The sequence below is a fragment of the Rhodopseudomonas sp. B29 genome (genome assembly GCF_000333455.1).
Classification (GTDB): domain Bacteria; phylum Pseudomonadota; class Alphaproteobacteria; order Rhizobiales; family Xanthobacteraceae; genus Rhodopseudomonas.
In genome coordinates, this window is the sequence record NZ_BADD01000204.1 from 1 (window position 1) to 14,711 (window position 14,711).

Annotated in this window: 15 protein-coding genes, 2 tRNA genes and 2 pseudogenes; 13 read left to right on the forward strand and 6 right to left on the reverse strand. The window is 63.5% G+C overall.

The window, feature by feature from the left end; genetic code table 11:
* Nucleotides 1–304 (reverse strand): annotated as a pseudogene (locus tag I5M_RS07245) (lytic murein transglycosylase); the annotation flags it as partial.
* A 130-nt stretch (nt 305–434) separates the two neighbouring features.
* A complete protein-coding gene (gene efp, locus I5M_RS07250; RefSeq protein ID WP_022720790.1) occupies nt 435–1,001 on the reverse strand; it encodes an elongation factor P in 567 nt (188 codons plus the stop codon).
* Between the two features lie 152 nt (nt 1,002–1,153).
* Between efp and epmA the strand changes: the two genes are divergently transcribed.
* From epmA to I5M_RS07265, 3 genes are all read left to right on the forward strand, one after another.
* Nucleotides 1,154–2,209: an EF-P lysine aminoacylase EpmA gene (epmA, locus tag I5M_RS07255; RefSeq protein WP_022720791.1), complete on the forward strand. Its 1,056-nt coding sequence runs from the start codon at nt 1,154–1,156 to the stop codon at nt 2,207–2,209.
* Nucleotides 2,206–3,297 (forward strand): lysine-2,3-aminomutase-like protein, encoded by a 1,092-nt coding sequence (locus I5M_RS07260; protein WP_022720792.1) that lies wholly within the window; start codon nt 2,206–2,208, stop codon nt 3,295–3,297. The genes epmA and I5M_RS07260 overlap by 4 nt, the downstream gene beginning before the upstream one ends.
* A gap of 104 nt (nt 3,298–3,401) precedes the next feature.
* A complete protein-coding gene (locus I5M_RS07265) occupies nt 3,402–3,671 on the forward strand; it encodes a hypothetical protein (RefSeq protein ID WP_022720793.1) in 270 nt (89 codons plus the stop codon).
* Nucleotides 3,672–3,799: 128 nt separating this feature from the next.
* Here I5M_RS07265 and I5M_RS07270 read toward each other — a convergent pair whose 3' ends face one another.
* Complete coding sequence (locus I5M_RS07270) at nt 3,800–4,387, reverse strand: HdeD family acid-resistance protein (protein WP_022720794.1); 588 nt, start codon at nt 4,385–4,387, stop codon at nt 3,800–3,802.
* Nucleotides 4,388–5,150: 763 nt separating this feature from the next.
* Between I5M_RS07270 and I5M_RS33075 the strand changes: the two genes are divergently transcribed.
* From I5M_RS33075 to I5M_RS07295, 4 genes are all read left to right on the forward strand, one after another.
* Nucleotides 5,151–5,291, forward strand: a complete 141-nt coding sequence (locus I5M_RS33075) for a hypothetical protein (protein WP_199900024.1) — start codon at nt 5,151–5,153, stop codon at nt 5,289–5,291.
* A gap of 194 nt (nt 5,292–5,485) precedes the next feature.
* Nucleotides 5,486–6,148: a DUF2239 family protein gene (locus tag I5M_RS07285; protein WP_022720797.1), complete on the forward strand. Its 663-nt coding sequence runs from the start codon at nt 5,486–5,488 to the stop codon at nt 6,146–6,148.
* Nucleotides 6,145–6,585 (forward strand): hypothetical protein, encoded by a 441-nt coding sequence (locus I5M_RS07290; RefSeq protein WP_022720798.1) that lies wholly within the window; start codon nt 6,145–6,147, stop codon nt 6,583–6,585. Before I5M_RS07285 ends, I5M_RS07290 begins: the two co-directional genes overlap by 4 nt.
* Nucleotides 6,582–7,532 carry an alpha/beta fold hydrolase gene (locus I5M_RS07295; protein WP_022720799.1) on the forward strand — a complete coding sequence of 317 codons (951 nt, stop codon included), beginning with the start codon at nt 6,582–6,584 and terminating at the stop codon, nt 7,530–7,532. The genes I5M_RS07290 and I5M_RS07295 overlap by 4 nt, the downstream gene beginning before the upstream one ends.
* 25 nt (nt 7,533–7,557) lie before the next feature.
* On the opposite strand, the gene I5M_RS07300 is transcribed toward I5M_RS07295, so the two are convergent.
* Nucleotides 7,558–7,632: transfer RNA gene (locus tag I5M_RS07300), tRNA-Glu, on the reverse strand.
* Between the two features lie 292 nt (nt 7,633–7,924).
* Here I5M_RS07300 and I5M_RS07305 point away from each other — a divergent pair.
* Entirely contained in the window at nt 7,925–8,182 is a 258-nt protein-coding gene (locus tag I5M_RS07305) for a PilZ domain-containing protein (protein ID WP_022720800.1), read from the forward strand.
* A gap of 262 nt (nt 8,183–8,444) precedes the next feature.
* Here I5M_RS07305 and I5M_RS07315 read toward each other — a convergent pair whose 3' ends face one another.
* Nucleotides 8,445–8,894, reverse strand: coding sequence for a VOC family protein (locus I5M_RS07315; RefSeq protein ID WP_022720802.1), 450 nt, complete (start codon nt 8,892–8,894; stop codon nt 8,445–8,447).
* A 328-nt stretch (nt 8,895–9,222) separates the two neighbouring features.
* Between I5M_RS07315 and I5M_RS07320 the strand changes: the two genes are divergently transcribed.
* The 5 genes from I5M_RS07320 to I5M_RS07340 all read left to right on the forward strand — a co-directional run bounded on the left by I5M_RS07320 (nt 9,223) and on the right by I5M_RS07340 (nt 13,156).
* On the forward strand, nt 9,223–9,984 hold the full coding sequence (locus I5M_RS07320) for a Sir2 family NAD-dependent protein deacetylase (RefSeq protein WP_022720803.1): 762 nt from the start codon (nt 9,223–9,225) through the stop codon (nt 9,982–9,984).
* A 259-nt stretch (nt 9,985–10,243) separates the two neighbouring features.
* Nucleotides 10,244–10,936, forward strand: a complete 693-nt coding sequence (locus I5M_RS07325) for a cold-shock protein (RefSeq protein ID WP_031335731.1) — start codon at nt 10,244–10,246, stop codon at nt 10,934–10,936.
* Between the two features lie 200 nt (nt 10,937–11,136).
* On the forward strand, nt 11,137–11,613 hold the full coding sequence (locus I5M_RS07330) for a DUF192 domain-containing protein (RefSeq protein ID WP_022720805.1): 477 nt from the start codon (nt 11,137–11,139) through the stop codon (nt 11,611–11,613).
* A gap of 86 nt (nt 11,614–11,699) precedes the next feature.
* Nucleotides 11,700–11,776, forward strand: a tRNA-Pro gene (locus I5M_RS07335).
* A gap of 138 nt (nt 11,777–11,914) precedes the next feature.
* Entirely contained in the window at nt 11,915–13,156 is a 1,242-nt protein-coding gene (locus I5M_RS07340; RefSeq protein WP_022720806.1) for a hypothetical protein, read from the forward strand.
* Nucleotides 13,157–13,194: 38 nt separating this feature from the next.
* Here I5M_RS07340 and I5M_RS29305 read toward each other — a convergent pair.
* Nucleotides 13,195–14,505 (reverse strand): annotated as a pseudogene (locus I5M_RS29305) (OpgC domain-containing protein).
* Nucleotides 14,506–14,711: the final 206 nt, after the last annotated feature.

Genomic DNA, 14,711 nt, shown 5'->3' on the forward strand with positions numbered 1-14,711 from the left:
TTGATGATGCGCCAGTCCCATCACGGCGATTGATGTACTGCCAGATCTGCTCGTTGAACTCAGGCTGCTTCTTGAAATTGGCGAATACGCTCATGTCAGGCTCGAGCCTGCCCATGACGCGATCCCAGGTCTGCGGCGAGATGCCTTTAGCGAGCGCCTTGGCGCGGAAGCTGTCGCGCCACTCGTCGAAGCCGGGCGGGGCGGCGGCCTGCGTGCCGAGCGGTGCCAGCGCAGCGGCGCCGAGGGCGAGCTGCAGCAGACGGCGGCGGGTCGGCCTGGGGCCAAATGAATCGCGAGCGCTCATGCGGGCATCTTACCGGGCCACGCCGTCGGTCTCAAAGGTTTCGCCCCTTTACGGGCTGGAACCTCGTCAAAAGCAAAAAGCCCGCCGGCAGAGCGGCGGGCTTTGCAAAGGAGGGGCTTTGCCCGGCCAATCAGTCCTTGGCGCGTTCCACGTAGGAGCCGTCTTCGGTCAGCACCACGATGCGGGTGCCGGTGCCGATATGCGGCGGCACCGCGGTGCGGACGCCGTTCGACAGCACCGCCGGCTTGTAGGACGACGACGCGGTCTGGCCCTTGGTGACCGGCTCGGTCTCGACCACTTCGAGCGTGGCGCGCTGCGGCAAGGTGATCGCCACGGCGGTGGTGTCGTGCATCGACAGCTTCACCACCATGCCTTCCTGCAGATACGGCGCCGACGAGCCGACGACGTCCTTGGCCACCTGGACCTGGTCGTAGGTTTCCGGCTCCATGAAGTGGAAGCCTTCGCCATCCTCGTAGAGGAAGCTGTAATTGCGTTCTTCGATCGTGACCTTCTCGACCTGGTCGGTGGTCTTGTAGCGCTCCGAGATCTTCACGCCGTCGCTGATCCGGCGCATTTCGATCTGGCTGACCGGGGTGCCCTTGCCGGGGTGGATGTTTTCGGCCGAGAGGACGACATACAGCTTGCCGTCTTGCTCCAGCACGTTGCCCTTGCGAATAGAACTGGCGATGACTCTCAAAGGTCGATTTCCTGTCGTTCAGGTCCAAGCTCTGCCCAAAGCCCGATCCGGGCATTGGTATCCCGAGGCCTGCGAAGCGGTTTCGGGCCGCACCATACTGATTTGGCACGCTTATGCCAGCGTTTTGCGCTGCTCCCCGGGGGATACTTGAGATGCAGGCCGAAGTCGCCGACTCGCCCTGGTGGACCCGGAGTAGGTATCTGGACCGTCAGCCTTTTTTGCGTGCCCGGGGGGCGGTCACCAAGGCCGTGCGGGGCTGGTTTGAGGCCGCCGGCTTCACCGAGGTAGAGACCGCGGTCTTGCAGATTTCGCCCGGCAACGAGACCCATCTGCACGCGCCGCGGACCGAACTGCTCGGCGAGGGCTGCGAGCGGCGGACGCGCTATCTGCGGACGTCGCCGGAGTTCGCGGCCAAGAAGCTGCTGGCGGCCGGCGAGGAACGAATCTTCGAACTGGCGCGAGTCTTCCGCGACCGAGAGCGCGGCCGCACCCATTTGCCGGAGTTCACCATGCTGGAATGGTACCGGGCTGGCGAACCGGTGCAGGCGGTCATCTCCGACTGCGTCGCGCTGATCGCGCTGGCGGCAGCGACGACCGGCATCAAGCAGTTCAGCTTCCGCGGCCGTAGCGCCGATCCGGCGGCCGAGCCGCAGATGCTGAGCGTGGCGGAAGCCTTTACGCGCTTCGCCGACATCGACCTGCTGGCAACGATCAATGACAGCGCGGGCGACCGCGATGCGCTGGCGCGCGCGGCGGCCGCCAAGGTGCGCGTCGCTGAAGACGACGATTGGTCGGACATCTTCAGCAAGGTGTTGGTCGAGCATGTCGAGCCGCAGCTCGGCGACGGGCGGCTGACCGTGCTGTACGATTATCCTGCGCCCGAGGCGGCGCTGGCGCGGCGTAGCGCTGCCGACCCGCGCGTCGCCGAGCGGTTCGAGGTCTATGCTTGCGGCGTCGAACTGGCCAACGGGTTCGGCGAACTCACCGACGCCGCCGAGCAGCGGGCGCGGTTCGATGCGGCCATGGACGAGAAGCAGCGCCGCTACGGCGAGCGCTATCCGCTCGACGAGGACTTTCTCGCCGCGCTTGAACACATGCCCGAAGCCAGCGGCGTTGCGCTCGGCTTCGATCGGCTGGTGATGCTGGCGAGCGGCGCCACGATGATCGATCAGGTGGTGTGGACGCCGCCGGCAGGCGAGGGGTCATGAGCGAGGTCAGAAAGCTCGACGTTGCGGCGGCAGCGACGCTACGTCACCCCGACGAGCTGATCGCGCGCGGCCTCGCTGCGACGCAGGATCGTGTTGTGCTGGAGGACGTCGCGGCGCGCTACGCCATCGCGCTGACGCCGGCGGTCGTGGCGCTGATCGATCCCACGGACCCTCACGATCCGATCGCTCGGCAATACGTGCCTCGCGCGGAAGAGCTCGATGCGCTGCCGATCGAGCGCGCCGATCCGATCGGCGACGCCGCGCATTCGCCGGTCGAAGGCATTGTGCACCGGCATCGCGACCGCGTGCTGTTCAAGCCGGTACATGTCTGCGCGGTGTATTGCCGGTTCTGCTTCCGTCGCGAGAGCGTCGGGCCCGGCAAGGACAATGCGCTCTCGACCGAAGCGACCACCAAGGCGTTGGACTACATCCGGACACATCCGGAAATCTGGGAAGTGATCTTCACCGGTGGTGATCCCTTGATGCTGTCGCCGCGGAGGCTCGCAGACATCATGGCGGCGCTCGGCAGCATCGACCACGTCAAGATCATCCGTTTTCACACCCGGCTGCCAGTCGCCGACCCGGAGCGAATCACGCCGGCGCTGGTGCGGGCGCTGACGGTGCCGCGCAAAACCGTTTGGATGGCGCTTCATGCCAATCATCCGCGCGAACTATCCGAGGCTGCGCGTGCGGCGTGTGCGCGCATCATCGATGCCGGCATTCCGATGGTCAGCCAATCGGTGTTGCTTTCGGGCGTCAACGACGACGTCGACACGCTCGAGGCCTTGATGCGCGGCTTCGTCGAATGCCGCATCAAGCCGTATTATCTGCATCACGGCGATCTGGCGCCCGGCACTGCGCATCTGCGCACGACGCTGGAGGCAGGACAGGCGCTACTGCGGGAGCTGCGCGGTCGCGTCTCGGGCCTGTGCCAGCCGCACTACGTTCTCGACATTCCGGGCGGATACGGAAAAGCCCCGGTGGGGCCGAATTATTTGTTCACCGGCGATGGAAGCGATAGCAAATCGCGCTATCGTGTGGCCGACTATTGCGGTGATCTGCACGCCTATCCGCCGCCCGGCGCGTGAGGCAAGGCAGCAACCGAAATCGCAGCGGCACGTTGATCTGTGTCGGGTTGATGATGCGCCGGCGCGCTAGATAAGTCGGCGTTGATGCAGTTGGGAGAAGTTCGATGAAACGCATGATGGTCGCGGCCGCTATCGTGGCCCTCACCGGGACGATGGCCATTGCCCAAGGCAGTGGTGGCAGCGGTGGAGCTGGGGGCGGCACTAGCGCCGGAACGGCGGGCGGCATCGGCAACGCCCCGGTCGGTCATCGCCAGCCGCGTCGCTCCACTTTCGAAAACGAAGCAGCTCCGAAGACGAATAACGGCATCGGTCAGGTCGATCCTGCCGACGCCGAGCTCGACCGCAAAATCAAGAGCATCTGCCGCGGCTGCTGAGGCCTGGTGGGCCGGCCGGCGCAGACCGATCTGCGCCGGCGATCTTCCGGGGTTTTCGGCACGTCGGCCGCACGCTTCGGTGCGGCCTATCCGATGTCCGGATATAGCCGGTGCTGGTGCCGCGCTGATCAGGGCGCGTTGCGCGCCGACAGCGCCAGCGCGATCAGCGAGGATCCACCGAACACCAGATTGATGCCGACAAGCAATCCGAGGGCCCAGCCGGCTGTGCCCGGCCAGCCCGAGATGATGATGAACGCCACAAAAATGTCGAGCACGCCGGAGAAGAGCACCCAGCCCCAGCGCTGTGACGACTGACCGCGGTGTTGAAGCGCGTACATGATGGTGGCGACGCCTTCGGCGAGGAAGTACACCCCGATCAGCAAGGTCAGCGTCTCGAGGCTCTGAACCGGTCTGGCGATCAGCACGACGCCGGCGAACAGGGCTAGCACGGCCGAGATCAGCGACCACCAGAAGCCGGGACCGCTGCGGGCCCAAAAGCTGAACGCGAGACCGGCGATGCCGGTCATCAGAAACAACCAGCCGAGCAGGATGGTGATGGCGATGCCCGCGACCGGCGGCAGCACGATCGCCGCGAGGCCGAAAATCAAGAACAGCACGCCTTCGAAAAGATACGCCTTCCAGTGTTCACGGATGGTGGCGTTGACCTGGGCCTGCAACTGCTCGATCGACGGGTTATGATCATTCGGCAACGTCATTTGCGTTCTCCTTTGCACGCTGCGAGGTCCAACACCATAACGATCGGTCCCGCGCTGTGTCGTGTCATCTTGCACGGGAGCCATGACATGATCACCCTATGGGGAGCGAACGGTAATAGAGCATGGTGTTAATGCTGAATTTGTGGTGCAACTGCAATTTCTAGCAGTTACTCCGTATCAACTATCGCTTTCGTATCGCCACGTATTGTTTAACAATTGTGAAGGTCGGGCGTTTCCTTCGCCCCGAAGGATGTCGATGTATTCGTAAAGCTGAATTTTGAAGGCGCTCGGTTGGGTGCCGTGTTGATGATTTCTTGATTTAGGAGTTGTGAGATGCTCGTGAAAAGGAGGCCGCCCTGCACGCGATGCGGAGCGCGGACCGCTCTAGCGCGGATATCACCGATCAAGGGCGCCGACGAGTTCCGAATTTTCGAATGTGGCCACTGCGGCCAGGTCGATTATTACGCTGTTCCCGAGGAGGGCGAGTGGATCGTGTTGCGCGGTGAGATGCTGGCCGAAGTAGTCGAGTCGCTCCGGCATCAGTGATAGCAGCGTCCGCTCGTCCGAACATGAAGGGGCAACGGCATCCTCCGCCGGTGAGGCACCTTGCGGTGAATCAAGCGGAAGCCGCCACGAATCCCTATCGTGAGCCTGCGAGTCGCCCGCTGCTGGCCGACTTCAGCAAGCAGGAATTGCTGTGTTACCTCGGTCTCGAATTGATGAGCGCGCTGAGCGACCGAACTGCACTGTCTGCGGCGGAAGCATGTGGTTGACACGCGTGTCGCCGGTCGAAGTCGTCCACGAAATGCGCTCGTTCGAATGCCGCAGTTGCGGTCACACGGATCGCTACGCTGTCAGGGCTGGTCCCGAAAGCTATTGGGTGCTGATCGGCGACGCGCAGTGACGACCCCGCCAACTAATCGCCGCCCTCGGCTGCCGTCCCGTTCGGACTGAAATCCATCAAAGCTGAGCGCACGACGACCCGGTGTTTGCCTCGGCGACGCCTAGGCCTTGCGGTCGAACGAACCAGCTAAGAAGGGGCGTTTAAATTACCCGGGTAATTATTGACGGGCCGATTTTACCCGGCTAAAAAGCCGCATGGTACAGAACTCGTCTGATTCCGCCCGATCCTCCAGGCCCTGCACGGCATTTGATGTTCATCGGCTGTTGCACGCCGGGCCACTTGCCGACATCGCGCTTGCCGTGAAGTCGGCGGCAGAGACGGGACGCTCCGACTGCATCTTGGTGTTCGACGACGCCACGGGCCGCGTTGTCGACCTGGATCTGCGCGGCACCGACGCCGAGGTCATCGAGCGGCTAGGGCAAGCTACGCCGAAATATGCCGGCCGCTATCGTCCAGCATCCAGCAATGCGCCGGGGGACAGCGACGACTCCGCGCCGCGCAGTCGCGGTCGCCCGAAGCTTGGAGTGGTCAGCCGTGAAGTGACACTGCTTCCTTCGCAATGGGCGTGGCTGGCTGAACAGCCGGGCGGCGCGTCCTCGGTACTGCGGCGGCTTGTCGACGACGCGCGCCGCAATGCCAGTTCGCCGCATCGGCAGCGCGCCGCCAGGGAGGCGGCCTACAACTTCATGCATGCGATCGCCGGCGATTTCCCCGGCTACGAAGAGGCGACGCGCGCGCTGTTTGCGGGCGATCGCCATCGGCTCGAACAATACCTGGCCGAATGGCCGAAGGACGTCAGCGGCTATGCGCTGCGTCTGGCTTTTGGTCCGCACGGCGACGGTGGAGAGGTTTCATGACCTCGCATCCGCGGGCCTGCTATCTCGAACCGAGCTACGAAGCCGGCCGACAACTGGTGCAGCGCAATCTCAGCGGCAGCGTGGTCATGCTGAATCTGCTGCGCTTTCGGGCGGTCGCCGACTATACGGCAAACCCTGAACTTGCGCCTGCCGCGCCGATCAGCGGCGCGGAGGCGTTCGATCGTTACATCCGCCATACCTTGCCGATCCTGCGCGAGACGGGTGGCGACCTTCTATTTGTCGGCCGTGGCGGCCCGTTTCTGATCGGTCCCGCCGATGAGCAGTGGGATTTGGCGATGCTCGTGCGTCAATCGAGTATCGGCTCATTCTTCAGTTTCGCCAGTCATGAGCCCTATCTCGCAGGCCTAGGGCATCGGACCGCCGCGGTCGCGGACTCCCGATTGCTGCCGCTGGTCGACCATGTGGCGGCGGCATGATGCTGCGGCCTTCAAGTCCAGGCTTCATCAACTCCAATGGAGTGCGAGTCGCCTACGACAGCTTCGGCGGCGAACAGGCAGAGACGTTTCTGCTGATATCTGGCCTCGGCGCACAGATGATCCGTTGGACGGTGCCGTTCTGCGCGGCGCTGGCCGCGCGAGGATTTCGTGTCGTCCGCTACGACAATCGGGACTGCGGGCGATCGTCGCATTTGCACGATCGCGCCGTCCCTGATGTCCGTGCCCTGGCCGCTGCGATCGCGGGCGGTCAGCGACCGTCGGTGCCTTACACACTCGACGACATGGCGGACGACGCCATCGGATTACTCGACGCGCTCTCGCTCACGACCGCGCATGTGGTCGGCCGCTCTATGGGCGGGGTGATTGCTCAGATCCTGGCGAGTAGTCATCCTGACCGCGTCCTGTCACTCACTGCCATCATGTCGAGTACGGCCAACCCGGCGCTGCCACAGGCCGCATCCGATATCATGGCGCTGATGACCGGGCCTGTGCCCGATCCGTTGGCCGACTGGTACGCGTATCTCGCTCATCGCTTGGCGTTCGCGCGTCGCATCGCGGGCGAGGACGCTCCGTTCGACGAAGCTGCTCAACGAGCTTTGATCCTGGAGGAGTTCGAGCACGCTTACGATCCTGCAGGGACAGCACGCCAGATCGCCGCCATGGCGGCAACCGGTGATTTGAGGCCGCGCTTGGCCGCGGTGAAAGCTCCCACCCTGATCATTCACGGCGCCGAAGATTGCCTCGTCCACCCCGACTGCGGCCGGGACATCGCCGCTTCGATCGCCGGAGCCGAATTCATGCTTCTCGATCGGATGGGCCACGATCTTCCGCCGCGTTTGGACGACGTGGTGATCGACGCCATGCTGCGGAATGTCGCGCGATCTCGTTCGCCGATCGCGGGTGATCGGCGTGCCGGCTGGATGTGAGCAGTGTTGGAGACAACGCGGAAGATGGCGCTCCCTAGCGGAATCGAACCGCTCTCTCCACCGTGAAAGGGTGGCGTCCTAACCGATAGACGAAGGGAGCGTAACCGCCGTCGGCTGCAACCATTGCGATTGCCTAGCCGGGGCGGAAACCCGGTCGCGCAATCGGCCGATCGAACCGGGCACTCTGAACGAGTATCCACCGAAGGGCCGACGGCCAGCCTGCCAGAGCGCCCTGGGGGCGCCGACGCAGCCAGCGGGCGAACCTATAGTGGCGTTTGGCGGGCCGGGCAAGGGACCTGCGCGGGCGAATGCCGATACCCCCGCCTTTGGTTCAATTTTGCAACGCTTTTTCAACATCGCCGGCGGTAGATCGGGCTCCAGGAGAAGAGACCATGGCGAAAGACAAAACGAAACGGGAGCCGCGCAAATCGGTGCGGCAGAACGGCTGGGTGACGCTGGACGGCGGTTTCGCCGCGCGCCCCTGCGAAGTTCTGGACCTGTCGAGCACCGGCGCCAAGCTGGTCGTGAGCGAGGCCGTGTCGCTCGGGCCGCGGCTGCGTCTCGGGTTTTCGCGGGACGTCCGCTCCGCACGGCACTGCGAAGTGGTGTGGCGGCGCGGCACGACGCTCGGTGTGAAATTCGTCTCCTGACTCTGTGCAGTCGCGCAACGCAAACAGGCTCCGCCCGAAAGAGCGAAGCCTGCTATTGTTAGTTCGATGATCTGCTCAGCGGCCGAATAGCAGCCACAGCACGATGATCACAGGGATCGGAACGCCGATCAGCCAGAGAAGTAGTCCACGCGCCATTGTCGCCTCCTTGAATTTGCACAACCAACGCCACACAGAGCGGTCGGTTCCGCGCCAAGTTTCAGCGGTCAGGCGGGATCAATCGGCGACTACGGCAGCCGGGCTGTTACCAGTGACCCGTGTTCGGCATCGACAGCCACGGTTCCTGCGGCGGCAGCGCATCACCTTTCTGCAGCAATTCGATCGAGTGCAGATCGGGTGAACGGATGAACGCCATCTGGCCATCGCGCGGCGGACGGTTGATGGTGATGCCCATCTTCATCAGCCGATCGCAGGTCGCGTAGATGTCGTCGACCTCGTAGGCGAGGTGACCGAAGTAGCGATCTTCGCCGTAGGCTTCCTCGTCCCAGTTGTAAGTCAGTTCGACGGTCGGCGCCGGCCGGCCCTTCGACTGCTTCACCAGTTCGACGTCTTCGGGCGCGCACAGAAACACCAGCGTGAACTTGCCCTTGTCGTTGTCGATGCGGCGGACTTCCTTCAGCCCGAGCGCGCCTTCGTAGAACTTGAGCGCGGCGTCGAGCTTGCGGACGCGCAGCATGGTGTGGAGGTAGCGCATGACGAATTTCTCCGTTGGAAGGGCTGGGTGACGTGCCGGGAATAGCAGGGCAGGCCCGCCACGGCAGCCGGAAAAATCGGGGGAGCGGATCGACCGTCTGCGCAACGAAAAAGAGCCCCGCCTTGGAGGGTGCGGGGCTCTTTCGGGGGAGGTCATCCAAAGAAGACACATACGACTATCGGCGTGCCGCCGCTCGCTTGCAATTCAAAAAAATGTGGCTTCGAATCTGGGCATTCGGAACCTGCGACCTTAGCTGTGTTTTGTGGTTCTCCTGAACCGGCGGGACGCACTGCCTTGCGGCCGGAGACCGTATTTGGATCGACATTGAATGATTGCGACGGACCTTCGCAGTGGGGTTGAGCAGCTGGGCGACATGATCGCCCATGCTTCGGTAATCGTGCCGTTCACCGGCGCCGGGATCTCGACGGAGGCCGGCATTCCGGATTTCCGCTCGCCGAACGGTCTGTGGAGCCGGAACCGGCCGATTCCGTTCGACGAATTCGTCGCGCGACAGGACGCGCGCGACGAAGCCTGGCGCCGCCGCTTCGCGATGGAACATACCTTCGCGCAAGCGCGTCCCGGACGCGGCCACCTCGCGCTCGCGTCGCTCTACAAGGCGGGCAAGATTCCGGCGATCGTGACTCAGAACATCGACAATCTGCACCAGGCCTCGGGTATCGCCTCCGATCACGTCGTCGAGCTTCACGGCAACACGACCTACGCGCGTTGTATCGGTTGCGGTAAGCGCCACGAACTCGCCTGGGTGCGGGAATGGTTCGACCGCACCGGCTACGCGCCGCATTGCACGGCCTGCGACGAACCTGTGAAGACAGCGACGATTTCATTCGGGCAGGCGATGCCGACGGACGCAATGCGCCGCGCCACCGATCTGGCGCAGCATTGCGATCTGTTCATCGCCATCGGATCGTCGCTGGTGGTGTGGCCTGCCGCCGGCTTTCCGATGCTGGCGAAAGAATGCGGCGCCAAGCTGGTGATCATCAACAACGAGCCGACGGAACAGGACGAAATCGCCGATCTGGTGATTCGTCAGGACATCGGTGAGACGCTCGGACCATTCGTCGGCAACTGATCAAGCTCGTATGATTCGCAGGCCCGCAAGGCTGTTTATAGCCTTCGCATTAAGTGTTTTTTTGTCTTTGCCGCGGGATGGCCGGTGTTATCTTCGAAGCCAAGAGATTCGCGGCGGCGGAATCCCGAGTAGTCATCAAGCCTGACCTTGGAGATGGCCCTGTGAATCGCACGTCGCGCTGACCGAGCGGCGACGGCGGTGAGTATGGCGATGTCGCGTGCAAAACGATGCCGCGCAAGACGAGTGGGGCCGGGGGATCATGGGGTCGGACGGATTTGAGTCCAAGAAGCCAGGCGGGCCGCTCGTGAGCGGTGCCGGCAAGCCCTTTGGTGCAGGCTCAAGCGCGGGCTTGGGCGATTTCGGTCCGGCAGCGCACCGCGACAGCGAAGCCCGCGAGGCGTTCGGCCGAGATTTCGCCAGCATCGGAGATACCGCAAATCTGGTCGAGATCCGCGGCGTCATCAAGTGGTTCGACGCTTCGAAGGGCTACGGCTTCATCGTTCCCGACAATGGCTGGCCGGACGTACTGCTGCACGTCACCGTGCTGCGCCGGGACGGTTACCAGACCGCCTATGAGGGCGCTCGCATCGTCGTCGAGTGCACGCAGCGCGCCAAGGGCTACCAGGCGTTCCGCATCGTCTCGATGGACGAGTCGACCGCGATCCATCCGGCCCAGATGTTGCCGGCGCGGACCCATGTCAGCGTGACGCCGACGTCGGGGCTCGAGCGCGCTCAGGTGAAGTGGTTCAACCGGCTGCGCGGCTTCGGCTTCCTGACTTGCGGCGAGGGCACCCCGGACATCTTCGTCCACATGGAAACGCTGCGCCGCTACGGCATGACCGAGCTGCGCCCCGGCCAGTATGTGCTGGTGCGGTTCGGGCCGGGCTCCAAGGGCATGATGGCCGCCGAGATCCAGCCCGAGACCGGCGCTCCGGGGCTGTCCTCGCACTGACGCCCAGCGGCGGCCGATCGGCCGCCGCTGGTCTGCCTTGGTTCTTTCCAAGCCACTTCGAGAATGATCGTCGCCGACGCCTTTGCGTCGGCGCTTTTGCGTGATGGCTGCCGTACCGCTTGCGAATCCGCTGGAGCTCCGGCTGCGAAAACGCTTTAAGATCGCCCGGGGCGCTGTTCGATCAACGACGGATTTTGCTGATGACGAAACGAGCGAGTTGGCCGGCGGCCAAGGTGATCCTGGTCGCCGCCGTGGTGGCGTTGTGCGGTCTGGCGCTGCAGAGCGCCCGCGCGGCGCAGATGCAGACCCTGGAGATCGTCTCCAAGACCGGCGTCCACGTCTTCAGCGTCGAGATGGCGACCACCGAGAAGGAGCGCGAGATCGGACTGATGTTCCGCAAGAGCCTGCCGGACGGGCAGGGCATGCTGTTCGATTTCACGCCCGAGCAGAATGTGACGATGTGGATGAAGAACACGCTCATCCCACTCGACATGATCTTCATCCGCGCCGACGGCACCATCCTGCGCATCGCCGAGAACACCGAGCCGATGTCGGAGCGCATCATCCCGTCGGGCGGCCCGGTCACCGGCGTGCTCGAGGTCTCGGGCGGCACAGCGCAGAAGCTCGGCATCGCCGCCGGCGACAAGGTCGCCCACCCCTTGTTCAAGCGGCGCTAAGGCCGCCGCAGCCAGCCTGTCGCAGCAATAGCCGTCAGCTCGGCTTGCTGGCGGCAGGGGAAGCGTGTAATTCACGCGGGATCGATCGGGGTATAGCGCAGCCTGGTAGCGCGGCAGTTTTGGGTACTGCAGGTCGTTGGTTCGAATCCAGCTGCCCCGACCAATAACATCAATTTATCAGAACGAATTTTCCGGTTCATCGCGCTCGTTGAGCGGCGGTAGCAAAACTCGGTTTCAGCCAGACAGCGCGGCCAGAGGCGGCGGGTCTCATTTTATCGACGCAGTATTTCGAGGGTGCACAATGCAGAATTACCCGCTGCGCAACTTTGTGCTCGCCGCCAGCTCGTGGTGCGGTCCGCGGCCGCTCAGTTTCGGTGAACGCGTGGCGGTCGTTGCTGCGGCGATCCTGATTACGATCCTGCGTGCCCCGCAATGTTTTCTCGCGCCGCAGTTCTACGCCGAAGATGGTTTCCTTTTCCGCTCGGCCTACAATCTCGGGCTTGCGTCCCTGCTCGATCCGATTGCCGGCACGCTCAATCTCTATGGGGCGTCGATCGCGCTGATCGCGTCTCATGCGCCCCTGGTTGCAGCGCCCGCCATCGAGGTATCCGGCTCGCTTGCCGCGGTCGCTATCGTCGCCGCCATGGCGACGTCGCCGCGGTTCGACTTCCCCACCAAGATCGTGGCGGCGCTGTCCATTGCCTGCGCTCCCGCGGCTTTCGAGCTCATCGGGGTTCTCGCCAACGCCCAATGGGTTCTTCCGCTCGGATTGTTCATCCTGTTGTTCTCGCGCGCCGCGGCGTCGCGGGCGATTTTAATCGGCGAAGCCGCCTTTGTCCTTGTCGTCGGACTGAACGGCCCGGTGCCGATGTTTCTGGTCCCGCTTTTCGTCTGGCAAACGTGGGTCACAACCGGGCGCGACCGGTCGCGACTGCTGGTTCTCACCGCGCTGCTGACGGTTGCGGCCGCCGTCCAATTGATGTTTCTGCGCCACCACGTTGCGCCGCTCTTCAACATCGTCGAGCCAGCGCCGTATTCGCCTCTGTTGTGGGTGACGATGCCGCTGCGCTGGCTCGACCCTCTCCGGCCGCTCGTCCACAAGATCATCGGCTACGGCCCAATGGGCATAGCCGTCGTGATCGTCGGCGCCGTCGCGCTGGGACGGTATGCACTTGTTCGGCCGTATCGCGATATCAAGATCGCGATGCTTGTGGTCGCACTGATCATCCTCTACTCGGGGATGCTGAAATACCGAGCCAATCTTCAAACTGTCCTGGACGCCAACGGTCGCTACTTCTACGTCGGTTCCGTGTTCTTCTTCTGGTATCTTTGCATAGCGGCTGATCAGCTAAGCCGGCTTCGCGGCGCCGTGCTTGTCCTGGTCTTCATTCTCTTCGCCAACAGCGCATTGGTTCACTCCGCGAAGAAGCCACGAGCTCCTCAGCCGTGGAGCGATTTTGTCGAACGGATCGAAGGGGCGAAGCAGATGGTCATTGTCCCGATCGCTCCACCGGGCTGGCAGATCGAGTTCTTGCCAAAATGACCGCGACGGAAGCGTGGCCTCAGCTCGGTACGGCGGCGTCAGCCGCCGGCCCGTACTGCGGGGACCGACTGCGCTGATGCTGGGGTCGGCTCGGCTGCCTGTGGCGTGGCGGGCTCCGCCGATATCGCATCCGCCGACCTGGCGTCGACGCCCGCTGCCGCCACGGAGGTTGCCGACGCCGCCATGCCGGCGGGCTCGGCGGCCGGTGCGGCTGCGACCTTGGCGGCGGGCCTGATCGGCTTGTCCTGCTTCTTCGACCAGCTGATGTAATAGGCCACTAGCGTCATCAGCGTGATGCCGGCGACGCTGACGACGATCTGCGCGAACAGCGAGCCCGAGCTCATCATCAGCTGGAAGTGGCCGACGAAGGACAGGAAGACGCCGACGCAGAATACGGCGAGCGACTGCTGCCGCATTGATCAGAGGGTCGAGACCTTCCACTCGAGTCNTTCCCATCCCTTGGGCACGAACCTCACCACCAGCACCACGATCACCGCGAAATGCAGGAAGCGATAGGGGGCGAGGTTGGTCTTGTCGTTCGGATGNAAGGCGTCATACAGCCAGGTCGGGAACATCTCGCCGAAGCTCTGGAAGCGGCCGGCCATCGTCATCACCAGCGCAAACACCAGATAGGCCCAACAGAACCACAGCATCGGCCTGGAGAAGATGATCGAGCGCGAACGTGCGGTGCCGCCCAGCGCGCACCAGGCGCCGAACACGAACAACAGCTGCCAGCAGAACGGATTGAAATACCAAGTGCCGGCCGGATAGGACGGCAGGTTCCAGCCGAACCAGCGCGCGGCGAAATACAGCGCGAAAGAGCCGAGCATCACGAGATCCGGCTTGCGCAGCATCAGCCACAGCACCGGCGGGAAGAACCCCATCAGCACGATGTAGAGCGGCAGCACGTCGAGGTTGACCGGCTTGAACTTGAGCAAGAGGCCCTGGCGCAGCGTTTCGAGCGGACTGTCGACCAGGCCGGCGACATTGAACTCGTTGATGATCTCCGGATCGCTGAAGCGCTGAGCGACATAGCCGATCGAGACGATGTAGATCACGAACAGCACGATGTGGGCGACGTAGAGCTGCCAGACGCGCTTGGTCAGGCGGGTGCCGCCGACGATGAAGCCGCGATCGAGCATCATCTTGGCGTAGACGAAGGAGGCGGTGTAGCCGGAGATGAAGACGAACAGGTCGGCGGCGTCGCTGAACCCGTAATTTCGCGTGGTGATCCAGTTGACCACATTGTCGGGGATGTGATCGAGGAAGATCGCCCAGTTGGCGACACCGCGGAACAGGTCCAGCCGCAGATCGCGTCCCTTGCCGGGGAGAATTGCCTGAATCTCCATGAATCCTCCCTTAGCCTTGTCGTTCCGTCCGCCCGGGCGGCCGGCAGGTTCGATTTGTCACGCCGCGACGAACCGAATATATCAGGATCGAATTGAAATCCGCGCGTCGGAATCACGAATTGGCCGCGTCCGATCAACGTTCAGTACGGTAGCTGAACGGAGGGCGTTACGCCAAGATGGTGTCGTGATCGCCGCCGCCGGCCAAA

Excerpts from the sequence above, each read along its gene's own strand:
- I5M_RS07265 (WP_022720793.1), top strand. The coding sequence starts at position 3,402 with ATGAAACGCATGATGGTCGCGGCCGCTATCGTGGCCCTCACCGGGACG.
- I5M_RS07340 (WP_022720806.1), top strand. The coding sequence starts at position 11,915 with ATGCAGAATTACCCGCTGCGCAACTTTGTGCTCGCCGCCAGCTCGTGG.
- I5M_RS07320 (WP_022720803.1), top strand. The coding sequence starts at position 9,223 with ATGATTGCGACGGACCTTCGCAGTGGGGTTGAGCAGCTGGGCGACATG.
- I5M_RS07260 (WP_022720792.1), top strand. The coding sequence starts at position 2,206 with ATGAGCGAGGTCAGAAAGCTCGACGTTGCGGCGGCAGCGACGCTACGT.
- I5M_RS07315 (WP_022720802.1), bottom strand. The coding sequence starts at position 8,894 with ATGCGCTACCTCCACACCATGCTGCGCGTCCGCAAGCTCGACGCCGCG.
- epmA (WP_022720791.1), top strand. The coding sequence starts at position 1,154 with ATGCAGGCCGAAGTCGCCGACTCGCCCTGGTGGACCCGGAGTAGGTAT.
- I5M_RS07295 (WP_022720799.1), top strand. The coding sequence starts at position 6,582 with ATGATGCTGCGGCCTTCAAGTCCAGGCTTCATCAACTCCAATGGAGTG.
- I5M_RS07285 (WP_022720797.1), top strand. The coding sequence starts at position 5,486 with ATGGTACAGAACTCGTCTGATTCCGCCCGATCCTCCAGGCCCTGCACG.
- I5M_RS07290 (WP_022720798.1), top strand. The coding sequence starts at position 6,145 with ATGACCTCGCATCCGCGGGCCTGCTATCTCGAACCGAGCTACGAAGCC.
- I5M_RS07305 (WP_022720800.1), top strand. The coding sequence starts at position 7,925 with ATGGCGAAAGACAAAACGAAACGGGAGCCGCGCAAATCGGTGCGGCAG.
- I5M_RS07270 (WP_022720794.1), bottom strand. The coding sequence starts at position 4,387 with ATGACGTTGCCGAATGATCATAACCCGTCGATCGAGCAGTTGCAGGCC.
- I5M_RS33075 (WP_199900024.1), top strand. The coding sequence starts at position 5,151 with ATGTGGTTGACACGCGTGTCGCCGGTCGAAGTCGTCCACGAAATGCGC.
- I5M_RS07325 (WP_031335731.1), top strand. The coding sequence starts at position 10,244 with ATGGGGTCGGACGGATTTGAGTCCAAGAAGCCAGGCGGGCCGCTCGTG.
- I5M_RS07330 (WP_022720805.1), top strand. The coding sequence starts at position 11,137 with ATGACGAAACGAGCGAGTTGGCCGGCGGCCAAGGTGATCCTGGTCGCC.